General features: G+C 65.2%; 20 protein-coding genes. 10 read left to right on the top strand and 10 right to left on the bottom strand.

Going from position 1 to position 19,096, the window contains the following annotated elements; all coding sequences use genetic code 11:
- Positions 1–59: 59 nt before the first annotated feature.
- From DEIDE_RS02385 to DEIDE_RS02375, 3 genes are all read left to right on the top strand, one after another.
- Positions 60–848 carry a hypothetical protein gene (locus DEIDE_RS02385; protein ID WP_012692370.1) on the top strand — a complete coding sequence of 263 codons (789 nt, stop codon included), beginning with the start codon at positions 60–62 and terminating at the stop codon, positions 846–848.
- Between the two features lie 176 nt (positions 849–1,024).
- Entirely contained in the window at positions 1,025–2,701 is a 1,677-nt protein-coding gene (locus DEIDE_RS02380) for an adenine deaminase (protein ID WP_012692369.1), read from the top strand.
- Between the two features lie 48 nt (positions 2,702–2,749).
- Entirely contained in the window at positions 2,750–3,133 is a 384-nt protein-coding gene (locus DEIDE_RS02375; protein ID WP_041226995.1) for a 2Fe-2S iron-sulfur cluster-binding protein, read from the top strand.
- 101 nt (positions 3,134–3,234) lie between these two features.
- Here DEIDE_RS02375 and DEIDE_RS02370 read toward each other — a convergent pair whose 3' ends face one another.
- The 5 genes from DEIDE_RS02370 to gatB form a co-directional block, all read right to left on the bottom strand.
- The gene (locus DEIDE_RS02370) at positions 3,235–3,435 is read right to left on the bottom strand and encodes a hypothetical protein (RefSeq protein WP_012692367.1); all 201 of its coding nucleotides are present in this window, start codon (positions 3,433–3,435) and stop codon (positions 3,235–3,237) included.
- A gap of 74 nt (positions 3,436–3,509) precedes the next feature.
- Positions 3,510–4,541: an endolytic transglycosylase MltG gene (gene mltG / locus DEIDE_RS02365; RefSeq protein ID WP_012692366.1), complete on the bottom strand. Its 1,032-nt coding sequence runs from the start codon at positions 4,539–4,541 to the stop codon at positions 3,510–3,512.
- Positions 4,538–5,476, bottom strand: coding sequence for a carbohydrate kinase family protein (locus tag DEIDE_RS02360; RefSeq protein ID WP_012692365.1), 939 nt, complete (start codon positions 5,474–5,476; stop codon positions 4,538–4,540). The genes mltG and DEIDE_RS02360 overlap by 4 nt, the downstream gene beginning before the upstream one ends.
- A 115-nt stretch (positions 5,477–5,591) precedes the next feature.
- Positions 5,592–6,251, bottom strand: a complete 660-nt coding sequence (locus DEIDE_RS02355; protein ID WP_012692364.1) for a hypothetical protein — start codon at positions 6,249–6,251, stop codon at positions 5,592–5,594.
- Between the two features lie 55 nt (positions 6,252–6,306).
- Positions 6,307–7,734: an Asp-tRNA(Asn)/Glu-tRNA(Gln) amidotransferase subunit GatB gene (gene gatB / locus DEIDE_RS02350; RefSeq protein WP_012692363.1), complete on the bottom strand. Its 1,428-nt coding sequence runs from the start codon at positions 7,732–7,734 to the stop codon at positions 6,307–6,309.
- A gap of 242 nt (positions 7,735–7,976) precedes the next feature.
- Here gatB and DEIDE_RS02345 point away from each other — a divergent pair, with 242 nt between their 5' ends.
- The 3 genes from DEIDE_RS02345 (at position 7,977) to DEIDE_RS18955 (ending at position 11,235) form a co-directional block, all read left to right on the top strand.
- Positions 7,977–10,265: an ATP-binding protein gene (locus tag DEIDE_RS02345; RefSeq protein WP_012692362.1), complete on the top strand. Its 2,289-nt coding sequence runs from the start codon at positions 7,977–7,979 to the stop codon at positions 10,263–10,265.
- 158 nt (positions 10,266–10,423) lie between these two features.
- Complete coding sequence (locus tag DEIDE_RS02340) at positions 10,424–10,618, top strand: hypothetical protein (protein ID WP_012692361.1); 195 nt, start codon at positions 10,424–10,426, stop codon at positions 10,616–10,618.
- A gap of 443 nt (positions 10,619–11,061) precedes the next feature.
- Entirely contained in the window at positions 11,062–11,235 is a 174-nt protein-coding gene (locus DEIDE_RS18955; protein WP_162485383.1) for a hypothetical protein, read from the top strand.
- Between the two features lie 81 nt (positions 11,236–11,316).
- Here DEIDE_RS18955 and DEIDE_RS02335 read toward each other — a convergent pair whose 3' ends face one another.
- On the bottom strand, positions 11,317–11,748 hold the full coding sequence (locus DEIDE_RS02335; RefSeq protein WP_162485382.1) for a GNAT family N-acetyltransferase: 432 nt from the start codon (positions 11,746–11,748) through the stop codon (positions 11,317–11,319).
- On the bottom strand, positions 11,745–12,218 hold the full coding sequence (gene soxR / locus DEIDE_RS02330; protein WP_012692359.1) for a redox-sensitive transcriptional activator SoxR: 474 nt from the start codon (positions 12,216–12,218) through the stop codon (positions 11,745–11,747). Before soxR ends, DEIDE_RS02335 begins: the two co-directional genes overlap by 4 nt.
- Before the next feature lie 144 nt (positions 12,219–12,362).
- Here soxR and DEIDE_RS17890 point away from each other — a divergent pair, with 144 nt between their 5' ends.
- From DEIDE_RS17890 to DEIDE_RS02310, 4 genes are all read left to right on the top strand, one after another.
- Positions 12,363–12,953: a VOC family protein gene (locus DEIDE_RS17890; protein WP_012692358.1), complete on the top strand. Its 591-nt coding sequence runs from the start codon at positions 12,363–12,365 to the stop codon at positions 12,951–12,953.
- 256 nt (positions 12,954–13,209) lie between these two features.
- On the top strand, positions 13,210–14,661 hold the full coding sequence (locus DEIDE_RS02320) for a sigma 54-interacting transcriptional regulator (RefSeq protein ID WP_012692357.1): 1,452 nt from the start codon (positions 13,210–13,212) through the stop codon (positions 14,659–14,661).
- Positions 14,662–14,731: 70 nt separating this feature from the next.
- A complete protein-coding gene (locus tag DEIDE_RS02315; protein WP_012692356.1) occupies positions 14,732–15,484 on the top strand; it encodes a hypothetical protein in 753 nt (250 codons plus the stop codon).
- A 136-nt stretch (positions 15,485–15,620) separates the two neighbouring features.
- Positions 15,621–16,193, top strand: coding sequence for a CAP domain-containing protein (locus DEIDE_RS02310; protein WP_012692355.1), 573 nt, complete (start codon positions 15,621–15,623; stop codon positions 16,191–16,193).
- A gap of 72 nt (positions 16,194–16,265) precedes the next feature.
- On the opposite strand, the gene msrB is transcribed toward DEIDE_RS02310, so the two are convergent.
- The 3 genes from msrB to xpt all read right to left on the bottom strand — a co-directional run bounded on the left by msrB (position 16,266) and on the right by xpt (position 19,039).
- Positions 16,266–16,718 carry a peptide-methionine (R)-S-oxide reductase MsrB gene (gene msrB / locus DEIDE_RS02305; protein WP_012692354.1) on the bottom strand — a complete coding sequence of 151 codons (453 nt, stop codon included), beginning with the start codon at positions 16,716–16,718 and terminating at the stop codon, positions 16,266–16,268.
- Positions 16,719–16,800: 82 nt separating this feature from the next.
- Positions 16,801–18,363 (bottom strand): acyl-CoA carboxylase subunit beta, encoded by a 1,563-nt coding sequence (locus DEIDE_RS02300; protein WP_012692353.1) that lies wholly within the window; start codon positions 18,361–18,363, stop codon positions 16,801–16,803.
- A 94-nt stretch (positions 18,364–18,457) separates the two neighbouring features.
- Positions 18,458–19,039, bottom strand: coding sequence for a xanthine phosphoribosyltransferase (gene xpt / locus DEIDE_RS02295; RefSeq protein ID WP_012692352.1), 582 nt, complete (start codon positions 19,037–19,039; stop codon positions 18,458–18,460).
- Between the last annotated feature and the right edge of the window lie 57 nt (positions 19,040–19,096).

The raw sequence follows: 19,096 nt of genomic DNA, 5'->3' as shown, positions 1-19,096 counted from the left end.
TCAGGCTTACGCAGCACCTTCCAGCAGCCGCTCCCTGACACCTGCCCTACACTCGGCCCATGCTGTTTCCCTCCCGGTGTCCGGTGTGCAGGCACGAAAACCGTGTGGAGTTCGCGGATGCCAGCATCCATGACCTGCAGTGCACTGCGTGCGGAGCAGCGTATTGCCTCTTTGTGCGCAAGCAGAAGTTCGAGGTGCTGTTCGACCTGGGCACACGCGCCCTGATGGACGGCTACGCACGCGAGGCCGTGGCCAGCTTCGCGGCCGCACTGGAACGGTTCTTTGAGTTCTATATACGCGCCTTTGTCCTTGAACAGGCCTCGGGAAAAGATGAGGAATTCGACGTGGCGGTCAACCGGCTGGACACCACCTGGCGGCATGTGGTGAGCCAGTCCGAGCGGCAGATCGGCATGTTTGCGCTGGCCTACCTGCTGCGTGAGGGGCAGGAACCCGACTTCCTGACCGGCAAGGCGCTGGGGGCAGATTTTCGCAACCGGGTGATTCACCGTGGATACCTGCCCCGCCGCGCAGAGGTGGACGAGTACGCCGCACGTATTTTTGCCCTGATCGACCGGCTTCTGACCGAACTTGGACCAGGAGCCGGTCACGTGGAGCTGGCTCAGGAACGCAGTTTTGCCGCCCACCTGTCGCAGTTGCCTGAAGGCGTCACGGCCGTGTTCGAGGAGCACCCCGGCATGTTCCGCGCCCGCCGCTTCGCCTCGGCGGGTCCGGTCAAATCTGCCCCGGTACCGGCTGGCAGAACTCAGGGAGCCCTGAACGACGCACAGGTGTTTGCCCGGGCCCTGGCTGAGCGCGGAGCAGCGCTGGACTGGCTGCGCAGGTTCTGAAGCGTCGTCCGTCAGCTCGGCCAGGGCCCAGCTGTCCCAGAGGCCCAGATGTCCCGGAGGCTCAGCCTCGTGGGCACGCTCCCCTACAGTGGCTTCCCCTTGTCAGGGCAACCAGCGCCGGCTCCAGACAGATCAGCTTGCCCCGGACCCGGCACGAGACTGCTCTAGACTGGGCCATGACGCAGTGGGCCATGACCGAGAGCCTGGAGGATCGCCGGCGGCTGGTGCGTGTGGCGCGCGGCCTGGAAGAGGGAGACCTGCTTGTGCGCGGCGCGCGGGTGGCTCAGCCGGTGACCCGGGAAATTCTGGAAGCAGATGTGCTGATCGCGGATGGTCGCGTGGCTGTCCTGGGCGGAACTGGAGACGGCCTGCAGGCGGCGCGGGTGGTCGAGGCGCGCGGCGCCTTTCTGGCTCCAGGTTTCATTGATGGCCACGTGCATATCGAATCGAGCCTGCTGACCCCCGCAGGATTTGCGCGGGCGGTGCTGCTACGAGGAACGACCGGCGTCGTGGCCGAGCCGCATGAGGTGGTCAACGTGCTGGGCCCGCAGGGCCTGGAGTGGATGCTGGAAGCCGGGCGCCGCAGCGGACTGCGGGTGTGGGCCTCGGCCCCGTCGTGTGCGCCGGCCAGCGGCTTTGAGGCTGGAGGCGCACGGGTAGGAACGGCCGAGGTCCGGCAGATGCTGGGGCAGCCGGGCGTCCTGGGACTGGCCGAAATGATGAATTATCCGGGAGTGCTTGGTGGAGACGAGGAGGTCTGGGCCGTGATTCAGGCCGGACGGGCCACAGGACGCCGGCTTGATGGCCACGCAGCAGGAGTGCGGGGACGCGACCTGCAGGCCTACGCCGCCGCTGGCCTGCATTCCGATCACGAGGCCACCACGCCGGAGGAAGCCCGCGAGCGCCTGCGGGCCGGCTTATGGCTGATGGTCCGTGAGGGCTCCGCGGCACGCAACCTGCAGGCCCTGCTGCCGGTGCTCCGTGAGCGCCCGCGCCGCGCGATGCTGGTCAGCGACGACGTGAGCGTGGACGAACTGCTGGAACTGGGACACCTTGACCGGTTGCTGCGCGCGTGTGTGGCGGGCGGCCTGGACCCGCTGGACGCCCTGGCGCTGGTGACCTGCAACCCCGCCGAGTACTGGGGGCTGCACGACGTGGGCCTGATCGCGCCGGGGCACCTGGCTGACTTTGTGCTGCTGCGTGACCTGCAGAGCTTCGAGGTGCTGGAGACCTTCGTGGGCGGCGCCGAAGCGCAGCCGGGTGAACTGACCCCGCCACTTTCCGGAGGAGGTGTTCATCTGGGCCAGGGCTGGGACGCCGCAACTTTTGAGGTGCCGCCCGGCTGGCCCGTCCTGGGAATTCACGCAGAGCAGATCACGACCTCGCGGGAGCCCGAAGGCAGCGGGGACGCCCGGCTGATTGTGGCTGACCGGTACGGCCGCGGCGAATGGTCAGCCTGCTGGACAGCCGGCTCCGGCCTGACAGGAGGCACCCTGGGCATCAGCGTGCTGCACGACGCCCATCATGCTGCGTTCCTGGGCGGGTCAGACACGGACGTCCGGATGGCCGGGCGCGCTCTGGAAGCCCTGGGCGGCGGTCTCGTGGTGGTATCTGACGGCGAGGTCCGTGCGAGCCTGCCGCTGCCCTTCGCGGGCCTGATGACTGGCGAGGCGCCGCAGGAAGCAGCGGCAGGTCTGGCACGTGTGACCGCCGCTACAAGGGCGCTGGGCTGCACCCTGCCCTACCCGGTGACTACTTTGAGCTTCCTGGGACTGACCGTGATTCCTTCCCTGAAGCTCACGCCGCGTGGCCTGCTGGATGTAGAGGCCTGGCAGCTGGTTCCGAGCAGATAAAGACGCGGGCAGACGCGCCGCAGACTCCGGACGTGCGATGCTGGGACCATGACTCAGGGCGTGACGATTACGGTGACCGGCTTCGGCGAGATTCAGGCACAGGAAGGCGAGCGGCTGGTGCTGGCACTGGAGCGTGGTGGGGTGGATATGCTGCACCGCTGCGGCGGGGTGGCACGCTGCACCACGTGCCGGGTGTCCTTTGACGAGGGTGAACCGGACGCCATGACGGTCGCCGAGTACGACAAGCTCACCGAAAAGGGCCTGCTGGGCACCGCGAGACTGTCCTGCCAGATCGAGTGTGCGCAGGGCATGAGCGTCACGCCCCTGCAGACGGCCAGTTCCAGCGGCCTGGAGCCGGGCAAGGCACCCGCCGAGAACATCGAGCCCGAGCCTCAGTGGACCACACGCCCTGGCTCATCCACCGAGGGCTGAAGCAGCAGCAGTGAGGGATGAGCCGGCGGTGATCCCGTTCTGGCTGCCAGACGTTCAACAACGAAACAACGCAGACGCTTGACCTCTTCCGGAGCCGACGCCTATGTCGGCTCCTTTGTGCTGGGATCAACATCCTCTTCCGCTTCCTCCTGGAACAGGCCCAGACCAGCCAGGATGCGCACGCGATCCCATCCGGTCAGCTGTGACAGTTCCAGCAGCGCCTCGTCGAAGGGTGCTGACCCGGGCTCAGCCCTCCGGAGCGCCAGCCATAGGGCGTTGCGGCGTCTGAGAAAGGGGGCCATGGCCAGAGTTTAGGGGGAGACAGGAGAGAAGGGGCTGCCTGCCAGGCAGCCCCTTCTCTCCACAGACGTCTGCTTCAGCGGTAACGGGCGTTGTCGCGCAGATGCTCTGCATAAGTGTGATTGACGTAGATCTTGCCGTTGTCAGCGTGCAGGAAATAAACCGCGTCGCGGCCATCGGCCAGCTTGCGCTCGGGATTCAGGACGCTGTTCAGCGCGGCCTGGCCGGGGTTGTTGATCGGCCCTGCCGGCAGCCCGCCACGGGTATAGGTGTTGTAGGGCGTGTCCTTGGTGAAGTCTCCGGCGCTGCGGTCAAGCTCGGGCAGGTCCTTGCCCAGGCCATACGCCACGGTGGGATCGCTTCCCAGCGCAATGCCGTCTCGCAGACGGTTCAGGAACACGCCAGCAATGACCGGCATCTCGCTGTCATTGGCAGCCTCGGCCTGGACCATGCTGCCCAGGATGACCCAGTCACGCACCCCCAATCCCAGCGCCTTGGCCCGCGCCACATTTTCCGGAGTGAACTCGGTGTTCATACGGTCAAGCAGGGTCTGGACGATTTTGCGCGGCGTTTCCTTGGGCCGGAACTGGTAGGTATCCGGAAACACGAAGCCTTCCAGATCCGGCTGCTTGCCCTTGGTGTACGGGCTCAGGCTCGGGTCGTTGAGGGCAGCGCGTACTCCGGCCGCGTCAAAGCCCGCACGGGCAAAGATGGCCGGCAGGTCCTTGATGCGCCGGCCTTCGGGAATGGTGACATTTACAACCGGAATCCGCGCTGGCCCGGCCAGTTTCTCAGCAACCTGTGAAAGGTCCATCTGCCCGTTGAGGTCGTACAGCCCTTCCTTGAGGCGTCCCGCCGTCCCGTTCTGGCGCATCAGCAGTCTCAGCGCGTCGGCATTTTTCACGATCTTGCGCTCCTGCAGGGTTCGCGAGACCGCCGAAAGGGTATCGCCGGGTTTGACTTCCAGGGTGTAGGGCCCGCCGCCTGCCGGCGCCATCAGGCTCCGTGCATACATGAACGCGGCCAGCGCAGCAAGGATCAGCAGCGCCAGCAGGGCCAGCAGCAGCTTGGCCCACAGGGGCATCCCACGCTTATGCATGCGCGTCATGCCAGCACCGCCTGCAGCCGCGCCTGCAGGTCCGCGTCGGTGGCCGGACGCGCGCCGAAGCGGGCCACCACCCAGCCGCCCACCTGCACTGCCAGGTGCGCGGCCCGCACCGGATCACCGTGCTGCAGCCAGCTGGCCAGGAAAGCGCCCCCGAAGGCGTCTCCGGCTCCGGTCGCGTCGACAGCGGTATCGGGTGTGGCCGGCACGTGGGTCCGGGGGGTTGTCGGGCCTTCGAGCAATGCGCCTTCCTCGTCCATTTTCAATACCACCAGGGCCTCCGGGTACCGCTCGCGCAGCCAGTCCAGGGCCCGGCCATGCTCGCGCTCGCCACTCATGGCGCGCGCCTCGTCGTCGTTAGGGAAAATCACGTCAAAGGGCACGCCGTCAACCACCTCTAAGAAGGTTTCACGGCCCATCTGCTGGATCATCTGGAAGCTGCCCGGGTCCAGGCTGAGGGTCGCGCCCGCAGCCCTGGCCAGCCGGGCTGCGCGCAGCGCTGCTGCGCGCGGCGGATCACGGAACAGACTCCAGGCTGTCAGGTGCAGGTGACGCGCACCCTCCAGGGTGGCCACGGGAAGTTCGGTAGGCAGCAGATCCCAGTCCGCACCCTGACTGGTCAGCATGGCGCGCTGGCCCCGGCGGTCGATCAGGGCCAGAATGACGCCTGTGGGGTGCTCGTGGCTGGCGATGACTTCAGCCTCGACACCTTCAGCACGCAGCCCGGCCATGGCCAGTTCGCCAAAATGGTCCTGACCAATCTTGCCGATAAAGGTGGCCGGGTATCCGGAGCGCTGGGCCCAGACCGCCACATTGGCGGCGCTGCCCCCCCCGGAAAGCTCCAGGCGGCCGGTCGTGTCGCCGCCCGGCAGCAGCATGGAGTCGGGTTTGGCCAGCACGTCCCAGGCCAGGTCACCCAGAGACACCAGCGGCTTCACGCCTGGACCCGCGCACGGGAAACGATCGGTTCAAGAAAAACGGTCATGCCTGGGGGCCAGCATAGCGCTCAGCGCCCGCGGCCCGCGCGAGGGTCCAGGGCACAGCGTTGGGGTCTTACCGGGGGGCCGTACCCTGGTCAGAAGGTGCGGGAACAGGAGCAGCGCGCAGGGCCTGCCGGGCCAGCACTGTGGCCAGCACGTCTACAGCAGCAACAAGCCCGTACACCAGCTGCGTGTGAAGCACCGGCGGGCTGCTGAAGCCGGCAATAGGCACCACGTTCAGTACCCCCATGCCCAGGCTCAGGGCCGCTGCCACGTTCAGCCAGTCGAGCAACCGCTGACGCTGCAGGGGATCTGACGGCTGGGTGACCAGCCGCACCAGAGCGCCGTAAACCGCGTTGCTGGCCACCACGGCGCCGCCCCAGACGGTCACCAGGGCGGTCAGGGCGACGGGGCTGGCTTCCGCACCGGCACCCGACAGCAGCGCCAGCAAGGTCATCAGCCACAGCGCGGCGCGCAGCGCGGTCAGCCCTGGAAAGACCAGTTGCAGGGCCCGCAGCACACCGTCTGTCGGAGGCACGGTCTGGGCCTGGGTCAGCCGCGCATACAGCAGGGTCCACCAGACCATCACCAGGCCTGCCAGAAACGCCTCGGCCGCGCTGATCGCCGCGCCGAAGCCAAAGCTTCCTTTCCACAGGGCGTAAGCACTGACTGCAAACAGCGACACCACCTGGGTCCACAGGGCCACCAGAGCAGGCGTGCGCCAGCGGCTCATGCTCTGCGGCCTGCCCCAGCGTGACCGGAAGGCCGAGTCCTGTGCAGGCTGGCCCTCACAGGCCCAGTTTCCGGGTCAGGCGCTCGCGCACGACCTCGGGTTTGGCCTGACCGCCCATGGCCTTCATCACCGGGCCGAACAGAGCGTTCATGGCTTTGGTGTTGCCCGCGCGGACCTTGTCCACTGTGCCCGGGTCCGCCGCCATAGCCGCGTCGATGGCCGCGTCAATCGCGGCGGTATCGGTCACGACACTCAGCCCGCGCTCCTGCACCAGCGTTTCCGGGTCCTGGCCCTGCATGACCTCGGGCAGCAGGTCCTTGGCCACACGCCCGCTGATGGTGCCGGCGTCGATCAGCCGGACCAGGGCTGCCAGGTGCGAGGCCTTCAGCGCCGACTGGGTGATGTTCTGATCCTGCGCAGCAAGGTGACCGGCGACGTCGGTCAGCAGCCAGTTGGCGAGCTTCTGGGCATCCGGCTGCTGACCGGCAGGACCAGCACGCAGCGCCTCGTCATAAAACCGCGAAAGCGCCACGTTCAGGCTCAGCGTCTGGGCCTCAGCGGCACGCACGCCAGTGCTCAGGTAACGCTCGCGCTTCTGGGCAGGCAGCTCGGGCATACGGGCCCGGATGCGCTCGATCCACTCGGGCGTGATGTCCAGCGGCGGCAGATCCGGCTCGGGAAAGTACCGGTAGTCGGCCTCGCCCTCCTTGGTGCGCATCACGAAGGTCTTCTGCCCGCCCTCGTCCCAGCCCAGGGTGTCCTGGGTGATGCGCCCACCTGCGCCCAGCACCCGGGTCTGCCGGGAGACCTCGTACTCGATGGCGCGCGCGACGCTGCGGAAGGAGTTGAGGTTCTTGACCTCCACCTTGGTTCCCCAGGGCTCACCGGCCCTGTGCAGGCTGATGTTCACGTCACAGCGCATCTTGCCTTCCTCAGGCGTGGCGTCGCTGACCCCCAGAGCCTGCGCGATGGCCTGCACCGTTTCCAGGAAGGCGCGGGCCTGCTCGGCGCCAGTGATGTCGGCTTCCGTGACCATCTCGATCAGCGGCGTCCCGGCCCGGTTGAGGTCCAGCAGGCTGTAGGGCGCATAGGTCGGGTGCGTCAGTTTACCGGCGTCGTCTTCCAGGTGAGCGCGCTTGATCCGCACGCGCTCGGAACCGATGTCCAGAAAACCGTCGCGGGCGATAGGCCGGTCGTACTGGGAGAGCTGAAAGTTCTTGGGCGCGTCCGGGTAAAAGTAGTTCTTGCGGTGAAACTGCGTGAAGCCCGATACGTCGCAGTTCAGGCTCAGGCCAAACATCATGGCCAGTTCCACGGCCTCCCGGTTGAGGGTCGGCAGGGTACCGGGCAGCCCCAGCGTCAGGGGATCTGTGAACGTGTTGGGCTCGGCGCCGTGGTACTCCGCCGGGCAGGAACTGAATATCTTCGTGCGGGTCTTGAGTTGCAGGTGCACTTCCAGCCCGATGACCGCCTGGTACGACATGCGCGCAGCATACCGCCGCGTTCCACCGAGGGCCGGAAGCGGTCTAAAAGCCTGTAGGCGCCGAGGCTGGCAAGAAGAGCAGAGATCCGTTCAACGCTGTGTGTTCTCCACAGGCGAGTGGTCTCTGCGCCCACATCACGACGGCAGGGCACTGGCAGCAGTCAGGCCCCCGCCCTGAGCATCACCCCGCACGCTGCCACGCCACCTACACTGAAGACTGGCACGGCATGCAGGAGGGCGGTATGTCCTTGATTCTTGGTCGGGAACGCGACACAGAGAGCCTCCTCAGGATGTTGAACGAAGGTGCGCGCCTCATCACCCTGCGCGGACCCGGTGGAATCGGCAAAACCACGCTCGCCCTTCACCTCATGCACCAGCTGCAGCACCAATACGATCACGTGCTGCACGTGGACCTCAGCGCCCTGAACAGTCCTGAGCAGGTCCTTGCCACCATTGCCTCGCAACTCCCGCACCCCGAGCGCCAGCACACGCCTCTGCGCGCTATCGCCGAATTTACCTCCGGCACCCGTCTGCTGCTGGTCCTCGACAACTTCGAGCATCTTACCGGCGCGGCTGCGCATGTCGCCGAGGTTCTGGAGGCCACCAGCACGCTCCGGATCATCGTCACCAGCCGCACCGCGCTGCACCTGCACGAGGAGCACGAGTACCCCCTCGGACCTCTGACTCTCCCCGATCCTCAGACACGCGTCGAAGACAGTTCCGCTGCACAGCTTTTCGAGCAGCGTGCCCGCCTGGTACAACCCGGGTTCGAATTGAACCACCAGAACAGACAGGACGTCAAACAACTCGTGCATGCCCTTGAGGGTGTGCCGCTTGCCATTGAGCTGGCCGCGTCCCGGCTTCGCACGTACGCCCTGCCCGACCTGCTCGTGCAGCTGGAGCATCCCCTGGCCTTTCTCAAGGCGGATTTCCATGACCGCCCGCAGCGCCTGCGGTCGCTGCGGGCTGCCGTCGAGTGGAGCTATGACCTGCTGAGCCTGGAGGACCGTGAACTGTTCGAGTGCTGCTCGGTGTTCGAGGGGAGCTTCACGCCAGACGCACTTGCTTACGTCTGGGGGGCGGAAAACGAGCTGGACCGGGTCGGCTCCCTGATCGAACAGAGCTTCCTGTCCCGTGTTGACGCCCCCGGGACGCGGTGGAAGATGCTGCAGCCCCTGCGTGAGCTTGCCCAGGAAAAACTGCGTGACCACCCACAGGCGGAGACCTGGAGGGAGCGGCACGCCCGGTACTACCTGTCCATGACGGAGATCATGCGGCGCAGCACGTCCGGCAGAACGCCAGCCGACGCACAGGAGCGGCTTCTTCCTGACTACGCCAACATGCGGGCCGGGCTGATCTGGGCAATTGAGCGCCAGCAGGCCGAAGTGGCCCTGCGGTATCTGCACGGCATCGTCTTGATCTGGGTGCCGTTCGGCCTGCTCAGCGACGGCCACCTCCTTTCCCAGCGCGCCCTGGCGCTTCCTGCCCGCGGGCTGGAACATCTGCGGCCACAGGCGCTGCACACCGCAGTCGAGTGCCTGCTCACCCTCAATCACCAGCCTGAGGCGCTCGCGGCGTGCGCGCGTGAACTTTGTGCCGCCAGCCGGGAAGCTGGAGACATATACCAGGAACTCAACGGTCTGCGGTCGCTCGCTATCGCGGAACACTGGGCGGGTCGGAGCGCCGAGTCCTTGCGGATGAATCAGGATGTCATTGAGCGGTGTGCTCAGCTGATAGCGCACAGCGAGAATCAGGACGCCGCCAGTCTGGACCAGTTGCGGACGAATTCTGCCTACGCCATGAACAACTCGGTGTTCTCCCTGCTGGAGCTCGGTCAGTACGATCAGGCGCTCGGGTACGCCACCAGTGCCAGAGACCAGCTCCTGAAACTCGGACACCACGATGCCGAAACCCGGAATACCCTGGTGGGGCATGCCCACTACCACCTGGGCCGGTGGCTGGCCGCTGCCGAATCGTACCTTTCCAGCCTCGACTTCTCCTTGAGACGCGGGTACTGGGTGCACGCCAGGAACGCCGCGCGAGGCTTCGGCATGGTTGTGGCCGCCACGGGCGACGATGCGCTGGCCGTGCGGCTGACGGCTTTTGCGGACCGGTTGAGCCTTCCGCACCACAGCCGGTACATCGAATCAATGCAAGCCCAGGTCCTGAGCCAGCTTCATGACCGGCTTGGTGAAGTCGCGTACCAGCAGGCGTGGCGCGAAGGCGCGCAGTGGACTCCGGAAGAAGCGCGCCGCGCCGCAGCGGCATTCGCGCAGACCCTGAAAGACATGGAAACCCCGTCAGCGCCCACGCACGCTCCGGCAGCCCTGGACACGCCTGAACTGACGACCCGCGAGCGTGAAGTGCTCATCCTGCTCGTGCAGGGCCACCCGGACCGGCGCATCGCAAAGCTGCTGAACATTAGCCCAGGCACAGCGAGCAAGCACGTGGGAAACATGCTCGGGAAGCTTGGGCTGCGTAACCGCGTGGACCTGGCGCGCTGGGCCCTCGAACGGGGAATTCGTACCTAGTTCTTCCCCTGTCAACGCGCAGTGGCTTCGTAGTTCTCCAGATGTGGACGCTGCCGTGGGCCGCTACCGTGAGGTCAGGAGCGACGCATGCTCCCGAAGCCAGAAGTCCACGGAAGTCGCACCGGGCTCCTCCCCGCCAGGGGAGGTGAGGGGGACGTATGCTGCTGCACACCGAATTTGAAATCGAAACTTACGTCAAGAACCACCAGAAGGAAATGTCCCGGCATGCTGCTGCCGCCCGGTTTGCCCGGGAAGCCGCCTGCACGCCCGACCCCGACCCCAATACCGAACCTGCCTGGCGCGCGCATGTGCTGCTGGTCTCGTGGTTGCGCTCCATGCTCCGCTTCCATTGAGAGCCCAGCCTGCCCTGAACGGGAAGCCTGTACCGTGAACTGCCGCTTCCCAGCCACGGCGAACGTCAGGTGGTGGCCAAGCGCAGACCGTATTCGGTGAAATGGCCGCAGATGTGCTTTCGCCCGTCTGCGGCCATGGTCTTCAAGATTCGCGCTGCAGGCAACGCTTTCCAGAGCGGGTCTGCACCGGGCTTTTGGGCATGTAGGGAATCACCTGCTTCATGAACTCAAAACGGTTCAGGGCATGGACGTTGCCTTACAGCACCGCCCTCCTGAAGGCAACGACCACCAACGCTTCTACGCCACGGGCGGCGTTGATCAGCACTCGCATACGGTCGGAGACAGCGTGCTGCGTACCGTGGCACATCTGCTGACCGACACCGCGCGCAGCGACACTCTGCTTGCCTGTTATATGAGGGAAGGAATTTCTGCTGGCGACCCGGGTGACCGGCCATACAGCGCCCCACGCCCTGCTCGAGCGATGCCGCGCCGTGCTCGGGAACCATGAATGGACGCCGCTGCTGCGGGACCGTCTCCTGACCATCAGCATCGGCTACGCCCTGGGCCAGCCGGTGACCTTTGCCACGGCTCTGAATAGGGCTGATCAGCACCTGTAGACCTCCAAGCTAGCCGGGCGTAACCGCATTCATCCAGCCGATCAGACACTGGTCGCTGGTCTGTGAACCCCTAGAGCCCAGTTACAGCACCAGTGTCATCTCCGTAGCACTACCCCGGAACCCCAGGCTGGCGTAGAGCCCCTGGGCAGCAGCCGTGGTGCCCAGGCTCAGCCGCGTCACGCCCCGCTGGCGGGCGGCATCCAGGCAGGCCAGCACTCCCTCACGCGCCAGACCCTGGCGCCGCCAGTCCGGATGCGTCCAGATATTGACGACTCTCGCCCGGTAGGGCTGGGGGTCACCTCGCGACGGCCCCCATTCCAGCACCAGCAGCCCGGCTCCGGCCACGACCTCACCACCCTGCGTACTAGCCAGAAAGCCGACGTACACCTCACGTTCCAGCGCGGCCCTGACCCAGCTGGCGTAGACGTCGCGCTCTGCCTCGTCTGCGTCCTCGCGATAACGGTGAAACGCGATGGCGCCGGCATCCTGTGGACCTGCTGCACGCCACCTCACAAGGCGCCCGGCGGGTCAAGCAGCGCGTTGTGCCCTGGGCGCTGATGGCCACAGATGTCATCCGGGTTCACCAGTGCGCAGCGTTCAAGCGACAGGCAACCACACCCGATGCAGCTACTCAGCTCCGAGCGCAGGCGGCCAAGCACCGCGATCCGGGCATCGAGTTCCGCGTGCCAGTGCGCCGAGAGAGCAGCCCAGTCTGCAGCCGTGGGCGTACGCTCGCCAGGAAGCGTTTCAAGGGCAGCGCGAATATCGGCCAGGGGCAGGCCGACGCGTTGGGCGGCCCGGATAAAGGCCAGACGGCGCAGGGTCTCACGCGGATAGCGCCGCTGATTTCCGGATGTGCGGCAGCTGCGGATCAGGCCCTGACGTTCATAGAAATGCAGCGCTGAAACAGCCAGGCCGCTGCGTCTGGCCAGCTCACCAGGGCTCCATAACAGGGACAGATCGACATCATCGGGAACAGACATAGGACTTGACCTTAACAAAACTTCAGGTTTTACACTCAACCATAGCACCAGAGTGCAGACCCAGGAGGTTCAGATGTTCTTTCACTGCACATTCCGTTTCCGGACCCTATGACCTCACCACGCGCGCCCCCGACCGGAGGTTCTATGCATATTGAGACGCTGATTCTGCCAACCCGCCAGCTTGAGACTCAGCGCCGTTTTTATACGCAGACGCTGGGGCTGACTACCAAGCACGAAACACCCACCAGCGTGACCTTCCGCACCGGCACCACGCGGCTGACCTGGCAGCAGGATGACCTGTGCAGCGGTTTCTACCACCTGGCCTGGGATATTGCGCCGACGCAGGTCGAGGCCGCCGAACGCTGGCTGCTGGCACGGGTGAAGCTGCTGGCCGCGCCGGATGGCCAGACCCGCTTTCCACCCGGCGGAAACTGGAACACCACCACTCTGTATTTCGAGGACCCGGCTGAACATATTCTTGAATTCGTCGCGCGGCACGATAGCGCCGATAGGGCTTCGCGGCCTTTCGGAGCGCATGCCCTGCAGCGTCTCAGTGAGTTCGGTGTGGTGGTTCTGGATGTCAACGCAGCAGTTGACAGCCTGAGCCGCTTCAACGGGGGCAGCGACACCTTCACTCCGCTGGGCAGTCACGAAGGCATGCTGATCGTGGTGCGGGACGGCCGGGGATGGTTTCCCACGGGACGGGGCCAGCAGTTCCGGTTGAATTCCAGCTGACCTGGACGAACAGCGGAGCCCGGCAGGTGCTTGACCACCGGAGCCTGATGAGGCTGACGGTTCCCAGGCAGAGGGAAAGCCAATACCCTGACCGCCAGCAGAATCTAGCCTGTCGCCGGCGTTGTCTGCCCTGCCGAATACAGCCCTCCCCAGCTGGTCTGTGCGGCAGACAGCGGCATCAAAGAAGCCTTCCACACGTCCGTCTCTGCGTCCACGCACATTCCACTGAAACCGTGCGTGATAGCTTCCGCGCATCATGACTGCACTTGCAAAAGCCAGGACGCTGGGGGAATTACTCGAGTCGCCGGAGTATGCGGGGCGCCGGCCTTTTGACGGCCGGGTCCGGCTGGTGCAGGACGAGGTACGCGACAACCTGACCCGCAAGCTCAGAAGCGGCGAGGAGCTGTTCCCGGGCGTGGTCGGTTACGACGAAACCGTGATTCCGCAGCTGATCAACGCCCTGCTGGCCCGCCAGAACTTTATTCTGCTGGGCCTGCGCGGCCAGGCCAAGAGCCGCATCCTGCGCGCCATCACTGGGCTACTGGACGAGGTTGTACCGGTCATTGACGGCGTGGACATGCCCGACGATCCCCTGAACCCGGTGGGCGCCGAAGGGCGGCACCTGCTCGAAGCTCACGGGCTGGAGTTGCCGGTCCGCTGGCTGCCGCGCGCGGACCGCTTTGTGGAGAAACTGGCCACGCCCGACGTCACGGTCGCCGACCTAATCGGGGACGTGGACCCCATCAAGGCGGCCCGGCTGGGCACCAGCCTGGGGGATACACGCAGCATGCACTTCGGGCTGCTGCCGCGCGCCAACCGCGGGATTTTTGCCGTGAACGAACTGGCAGACCTGGCGCCCAAGGTACAGGTTGCGCTGTTCAACATCCTTCAGGAAGGGGACGTGCAGATCAAGGGCTACCCGATCCGCCTGGAGCTCGACGTCATGCTGGTCTTCTCGGCCAACCCGGAAGACTACACCGCGCGCGGCAAGATCGTCACGCCGCTCAAGGACCGCATCGGCAGTGAAATTCGTACGCACTACCCCACAGACGTGCGTCAGGGTATGGAAATCACTGCCCAGGAAGCCGTGCGGGCCGAGGGCATCATTGTGCCGCCCTTTATTGCCGAGCTGATCGAAGAAATTGCTTTCCAGGCCCGTGAGGACGGCCGCGTGGACAAGCTCAGCGGGGTTTCGCAGCGCCTGCCGATCTCTCTGATGGAACTGGGCGCCGCCAACGCCGAACGCCGCAGCCTGGTTGCCGGTGACGCCCCGGTGGTGCGGGTCAGCGACGTGTACGCCGGACTGCCCGCCATTACCGGCAAGATGGAGCTGGAGTACGAAGGCGAGCTCAAAGGGGCGGACAACGTTGCCCGTGATGTGATTCGCAAGGCGGCCGGAGTGGTCTACGCGCGGCACTACGGCAGCGCGGACACCCGTGAGCTGGAAAAATGGTTTGATCAGGGCAACGTGTTCCGCTTCCCCCAGGGTGGGGACGCTGCCAGCGCCCTGAAAGCCGCCGATGAGGTTCCCGGGCTGACTGCTCTGGCCGCCGAGGTCGCTGGCAGTGCCGATGACGCCGTGCGCGCCGCCGCGGCCGAATTTATCCTTGAGGGGCTGTATGGCCGCAAGAAACTCAGCCGCGCCGAGGAACTGTACGCTGCGCCGGAGCCGGAACTGAAGCAGGGCCGTGGGGGCCGCTGGAACTGAGCGCTTCACCATTGCAGGAGGCAGGCTGTATCGGCCTGCCTCCTGGTCTTTTCCGGGTAGCGTGAACCTTATGCTGAATGCCGCCCTGTCCGAGCTGCTGGACTTCTTCTCTCCGTTGTCAGCGGTGCAGCGCCAGGAAGGCGGCGCCGTGACTCTGCTCACGCCAGGCACGAATGTCCTGGGGCTGAACGCCACCTATCTGCCAGATCTGTATTTGCCAGACCTGAAGGCTGCTGCCCTGCCGGAGAACGATCAGCAGGCCATACACCAGCCGAGCGGCATCCTCGAAAACGTGTCCGCCTGGCATGCGGCCCACAGCCTGCCTGTGCTGCTGGCCACCTCCCAGCCTGTTGATCATGCCCGGCTGGCCATCAGCCTGCACGTCGGTACGGTCGCCCTGAACGGGCAGCCTGAATCCGGAGTGGTGGTCGAGCAGGTCAGCCGATTGCACGTGGCTGGTTGGGCTCACATTCTGGCCACGGCGCGCGGCACACCGGAATGGGGTGCGGATCTGGCGCATCACCTGGGCCGGGTCCTGGAAGGCAACCGGGACTTTGTGCTGCTGCAGGCGTATCAGGACGGCGAGCCTGCCGGGGCCCTCTTGTGGCGGGCCACAGCCGTGGGAGGCGCCACACATCTCTGGGGAGCCCTGACCCCGGAAGCCGGTCCTGCCCTTCTGGAAGCTGCAGCTCACCTGGGCGGAGGCCAGGTCACCACGTCGGCGCCCACGGGGGACGCCGTGCACCTGGAAGGCACCCTGCCTGTATGGTTCAGCGTTCTGCACTGGAACTCAGACGCCGCACCGGCCATCTGCCGGATGTGAACGGTGAAAATATCTTCATGTCTGAAATTTCGCATTTCAGACGTACATCACGCCCTGGGGCCACTTTGTCAGGTTATGAGAAATGAGAGCCATGCGTTCATGTCTGGCTGAGGACTGATGCGCTGTAATGATCCCTATGGCCACAGGCTCCCGCCGACTTTTCGCTTTCCCCACACTGCTGCTGGCCCTCACGGCCTGTAGTGCCAATACACCAGTTGCGTCCCCTGTTGCTTCTCCCGCACCTGCTGTCCCTGCACCGGTCGCTCCGACACCACCACAAACACCTCCTGCTGGCGGCGCATTCACGGACCGTGTCCTGAGCCTGTCCAACGCTGCACGCAGCCAGCCCCGCACCTGCGGCACGACCAGCCACGCTGCGGCGCCGGCGCTGAGCGCCAATGCACAGCTGAATCAGGCGGCTCAGGGGCACGCCAGCGATATGGCCGCCCGCAACTACTTCAGCCATACTAGCCTGGACGGCCGGACCATGGCCGACCGTATCAACGCAACAGGGTACCGCTGGAGCACCATCGGGGAAAACATTGCCGCTGGGCAGGCCACCCCGGAGGAAGTCGTCAGCGGCTGGCTGAGCAGCCCGGGCCACTGCCGCAACATCATGAACCCGGCCTTCCGGGAACTGGGCGTCAGCCACGTTCAAGGCGGCAGCTATGGTCATTACTGGGTACAGAACTTCGGCGCCTCGTTCTGAATTGCAGCTGGAAAAGAGCAGGCCTCGGGAGTCGCAACTCCTGAGGCCTGCTTGTTTACGATTTGCCCTTATTCAGCGGAACAGTGGCAGGTAGTCGGCGTACCCTTCGGCTTCCAGCTGGCCCACCGGCACAAAACGCAGGGACGCGGAATTGATGCAGTAGCGCAGGCCGCCATGCTCCTGAGGGCCGTCAGGAAACACGTGTCCCAGGTGCGAGTCCGCCACCGGGGAGCGGACCTCTGTCCGGGGGTAGCCGATCTTGTAGTCGGTGTTCTCCGTCAGCGACATGTTCTGGATTGGCCGCGTGAAGCTGGGCCAGCCACAGCCAGCGTCATATTTGTCGCGTGAGCTGAACAGCGGTTCGCCCGACACCACATCCACATAGATGCCTTCCTCGGTGTGATCCCAGTACTCGCCGGTGTAGGCCCGCTCGGTGCCCTCGTGCTGCGTGACCTGATACTGGATAGGCGTCAGTCGCTCACGCAGTTCGGCGTCGGCGGGCTTCCGGAAGTCAGCTTTGCTCATGTCACGGAGTGTAGGCGCGAACCCGGTGACGAACAGTGGATCAGGCGGTGTTCATCCCAGTACAGCCCGGAAACAGCGCCTCTCAGAGCGGCATATTGCCGTGCTTCTTATAGGGCCGGGTCTCTTCTTTGTTGCGCAGCATCTCGAAGGTCTGAATCAGGCGGGCGCGGGTTTCCTCCATGGGAATCACGTCGTCGATATAGCCCTTGGCGGCAGCCACGTAGGGATTGTCGAAGGCTTCCTTGTACTCGGCGATCTTCTGCGCCCGGGTGGCTTCCGGGTTGTCACTGGAATTAATGTCGCGCCTGTAGACGATATTGGCGGCTCCCTCGGCGCCCATCACGGCCACAGCGGCAATCGGCCAGGCGTACACGACATCCGCTCCCATATCACGGCTGTTCATGGCCAGGTACGCGCCGCCGTAGCTCTTGCGGGTAATCAGGGTGACCTTGGGCACGCTGGCCTCGGCGTAGGCGTAGAGCATCTTGGCGCCGTGGCGGATGATCCCACCGTATTCCTGCTGGGTTCCGGGCAGGAAACCTGTCACGTCTACCAGGGTCAGGATCGGAATGTTGTAGCAGTCGCAGGTGCGGATAAAGCGCGCGGCCTTGTCCGACGCGTCGATATTCAGCGTGCCTGCCATGCTCTTGGGGTTGTTGGCAACAATACCCACCGACTGCCCGCCCAGGCGCGCAAAACCCACCAGCATGTTCTTGGCCCAGTCCGGCTGAATCTCCAGGAACGTGCCCTCGTCCACCAGTTCACGGATCACGTCATGCATGGCGTAGGGCTTGCGCTGATCGGGCGTGACCAGTTCCAGCAGGCGCTCATTGCTCCGGTTCGGGGGGTCCTGGGTGGGTTTGACCGGCGGGTGTTCGCGGGCGTTCTGGGGCAGGTACCCCAGCAGGTCACGCACTCCGTCCAGCACCGCTTCGTCGCCGTCGTAGGCCAGGTGCGCCACGCCGCTCTTTCGGGTATGCACGTCGGCTCCGCCCAGCGTATCGAAGGTCACTTCTTCACGCGTGACGCTTTTAATCACCTCAGGACCGGTGATGAACATGTAGCTGGTGCCCCGGCTCATCAGGATGAAGTCCGTCAGCGCCGGGCTATACACCGCTCCACCTGCGCAGGGTCCCAGAATGGCACTGATCTGCGGCACGCTGCCGCTGTAGATGGCGTTGCGGTAGAAGATCTCTCCATAACCGCTCAGCGAGTCCACCCCCTCCTGAATACGCGCGCCAGCGCTGTCGTTCAGGCCAATGACCGGGCAGCCGGTCTTGGCCGCCAGATCCATGATCTTGGTGACCTTGCTGGCGTTCATCTTGCCCAACGAGCCGCCCAGCACCGTGAAGTCCTGCGAAAACACGAACACCTGACGGCCGTCGATGGTGCCCCGCCCGGTCACGACCCCTTCGCCCGGCGCGTCCACGCCTTCCATCAGGCGGTTACGGCCGTGCTCGACGAAGGTGCTCATCTCCAGGAAACTGCCCGGGTCCAGCAGATGCTCGATGCGCTCGCGGGCGGTCAGCTTGCCGCCTTCCTTCTGCTTTTTCTGGCGCTCGGGGCCGCCGCCCTGTTCGACCTTGTGGCGGCGCTGCTCCATGGCCGCAATAAGTTCCTGCAGTTCCACACCGGGTTGGGTCATGCGCCCACTGTACCCAAACGGGCGTTAGGCTGCTTACCCTGCGCCCGTTCCTGGACGGGGGACGGGTGGAAATCCCATGGGCTTACCGACCGTCTCAGTGCCCAGCTTCAACCACCAGCGTGCCGCCCTCGTCCATCCGCACGATGTTGGCCAGCGTGCGTACCGGCACCCCCAGAGACGCGAGGTTGGCGCGGCCGTTCTCGAAGGCTTTTTCCACCACACAGCCCATCCCAAGCAGCTGTGCGCCGCTCTCGCGGATCATGCCTGCCAGCGCCAGCAGCGTCCCTCCCGAGGCCAGAAAGTCGTCAATGACCACCACGCGGTCGTCAGCACTCAGGTATTCATGGCTGACGAACAGTTCCACCACCCCGCCCTTGGTGCGGCTCACCGACTGCGCGGTGTACACGGGACCCTGCATGGTCACCGGACGTTTCTTGCGGGCATACACCATCGGTACGCCCAGAACCATGGACGTAGCCAGGGCCGGCGCAATCCCGCTGACCTCGATGGTCACCACCTTGGTGGGCTTCAGGGGCCCAAAACTCCGCGCGAAGGTCTCGCCCATTTCACGGGTCAGCTGGGGCAACAACTGGTGGTTGATCAGCCCATCTACCTTCAAAATCCCGCCGGGCAGCACCGTACCCTGCGCCCGAATTGCATCTACCAGAGCCCGCATCCCCGGAGTCTACCGGCAGAGAAGAGAGAAAAAGTCAGGCCGCCAAACAAGGACGGT

Origin of the sequence: Deinococcus deserti VCD115 (genome assembly GCF_000020685.1) — a bacterium.
GTDB classification, from domain to species: domain Bacteria; phylum Deinococcota; class Deinococci; order Deinococcales; family Deinococcaceae; genus Deinococcus; species Deinococcus deserti.
This window is presented reverse-complemented; position numbering and strand designations above follow the sequence as displayed.

Bases quoted from the DNA above. Each gene is read 5' to 3' on its own strand.
- DEIDE_RS02385 (WP_012692370.1), top strand. From the start codon at position 60: ATGCTGTTTCCCTCCCGGTGTCCGGTGTGCAGGCACGAAAACCGTGTG.
- DEIDE_RS02380 (WP_012692369.1), top strand. From the start codon at position 1,025: ATGACGCAGTGGGCCATGACCGAGAGCCTGGAGGATCGCCGGCGGCTG.
- DEIDE_RS02375 (WP_041226995.1), top strand. From the start codon at position 2,750: ATGACTCAGGGCGTGACGATTACGGTGACCGGCTTCGGCGAGATTCAG.
- DEIDE_RS02370 (WP_012692367.1), bottom strand. From the start codon at position 3,435: ATGGCCCCCTTTCTCAGACGCCGCAACGCCCTATGGCTGGCGCTCCGG.
- mltG (WP_012692366.1), bottom strand. From the start codon at position 4,541: ATGACGCGCATGCATAAGCGTGGGATGCCCCTGTGGGCCAAGCTGCTG.
- DEIDE_RS02355 (WP_012692364.1), bottom strand. From the start codon at position 6,251: ATGAGCCGCTGGCGCACGCCTGCTCTGGTGGCCCTGTGGACCCAGGTG.
- gatB (WP_012692363.1), bottom strand. From the start codon at position 7,734: ATGTCGTACCAGGCGGTCATCGGGCTGGAAGTGCACCTGCAACTCAAG.
- DEIDE_RS02345 (WP_012692362.1), top strand. From the start codon at position 7,977: ATGTCCTTGATTCTTGGTCGGGAACGCGACACAGAGAGCCTCCTCAGG.
- DEIDE_RS02340 (WP_012692361.1), top strand. From the start codon at position 10,424: ATGCTGCTGCACACCGAATTTGAAATCGAAACTTACGTCAAGAACCAC.
- soxR (WP_012692359.1), bottom strand. From the start codon at position 12,218: ATGTCTGTTCCCGATGATGTCGATCTGTCCCTGTTATGGAGCCCTGGT.
- DEIDE_RS17890 (WP_012692358.1), top strand. From the start codon at position 12,363: ATGCATATTGAGACGCTGATTCTGCCAACCCGCCAGCTTGAGACTCAG.
- DEIDE_RS02320 (WP_012692357.1), top strand. From the start codon at position 13,210: ATGACTGCACTTGCAAAAGCCAGGACGCTGGGGGAATTACTCGAGTCG.
- DEIDE_RS02315 (WP_012692356.1), top strand. From the start codon at position 14,732: ATGCTGAATGCCGCCCTGTCCGAGCTGCTGGACTTCTTCTCTCCGTTG.
- DEIDE_RS02310 (WP_012692355.1), top strand. From the start codon at position 15,621: ATGGCCACAGGCTCCCGCCGACTTTTCGCTTTCCCCACACTGCTGCTG.
- msrB (WP_012692354.1), bottom strand. From the start codon at position 16,718: ATGAGCAAAGCTGACTTCCGGAAGCCCGCCGACGCCGAACTGCGTGAG.
- DEIDE_RS02300 (WP_012692353.1), bottom strand. From the start codon at position 18,363: ATGACCCAACCCGGTGTGGAACTGCAGGAACTTATTGCGGCCATGGAG.
- xpt (WP_012692352.1), bottom strand. From the start codon at position 19,039: ATGCGGGCTCTGGTAGATGCAATTCGGGCGCAGGGTACGGTGCTGCCC.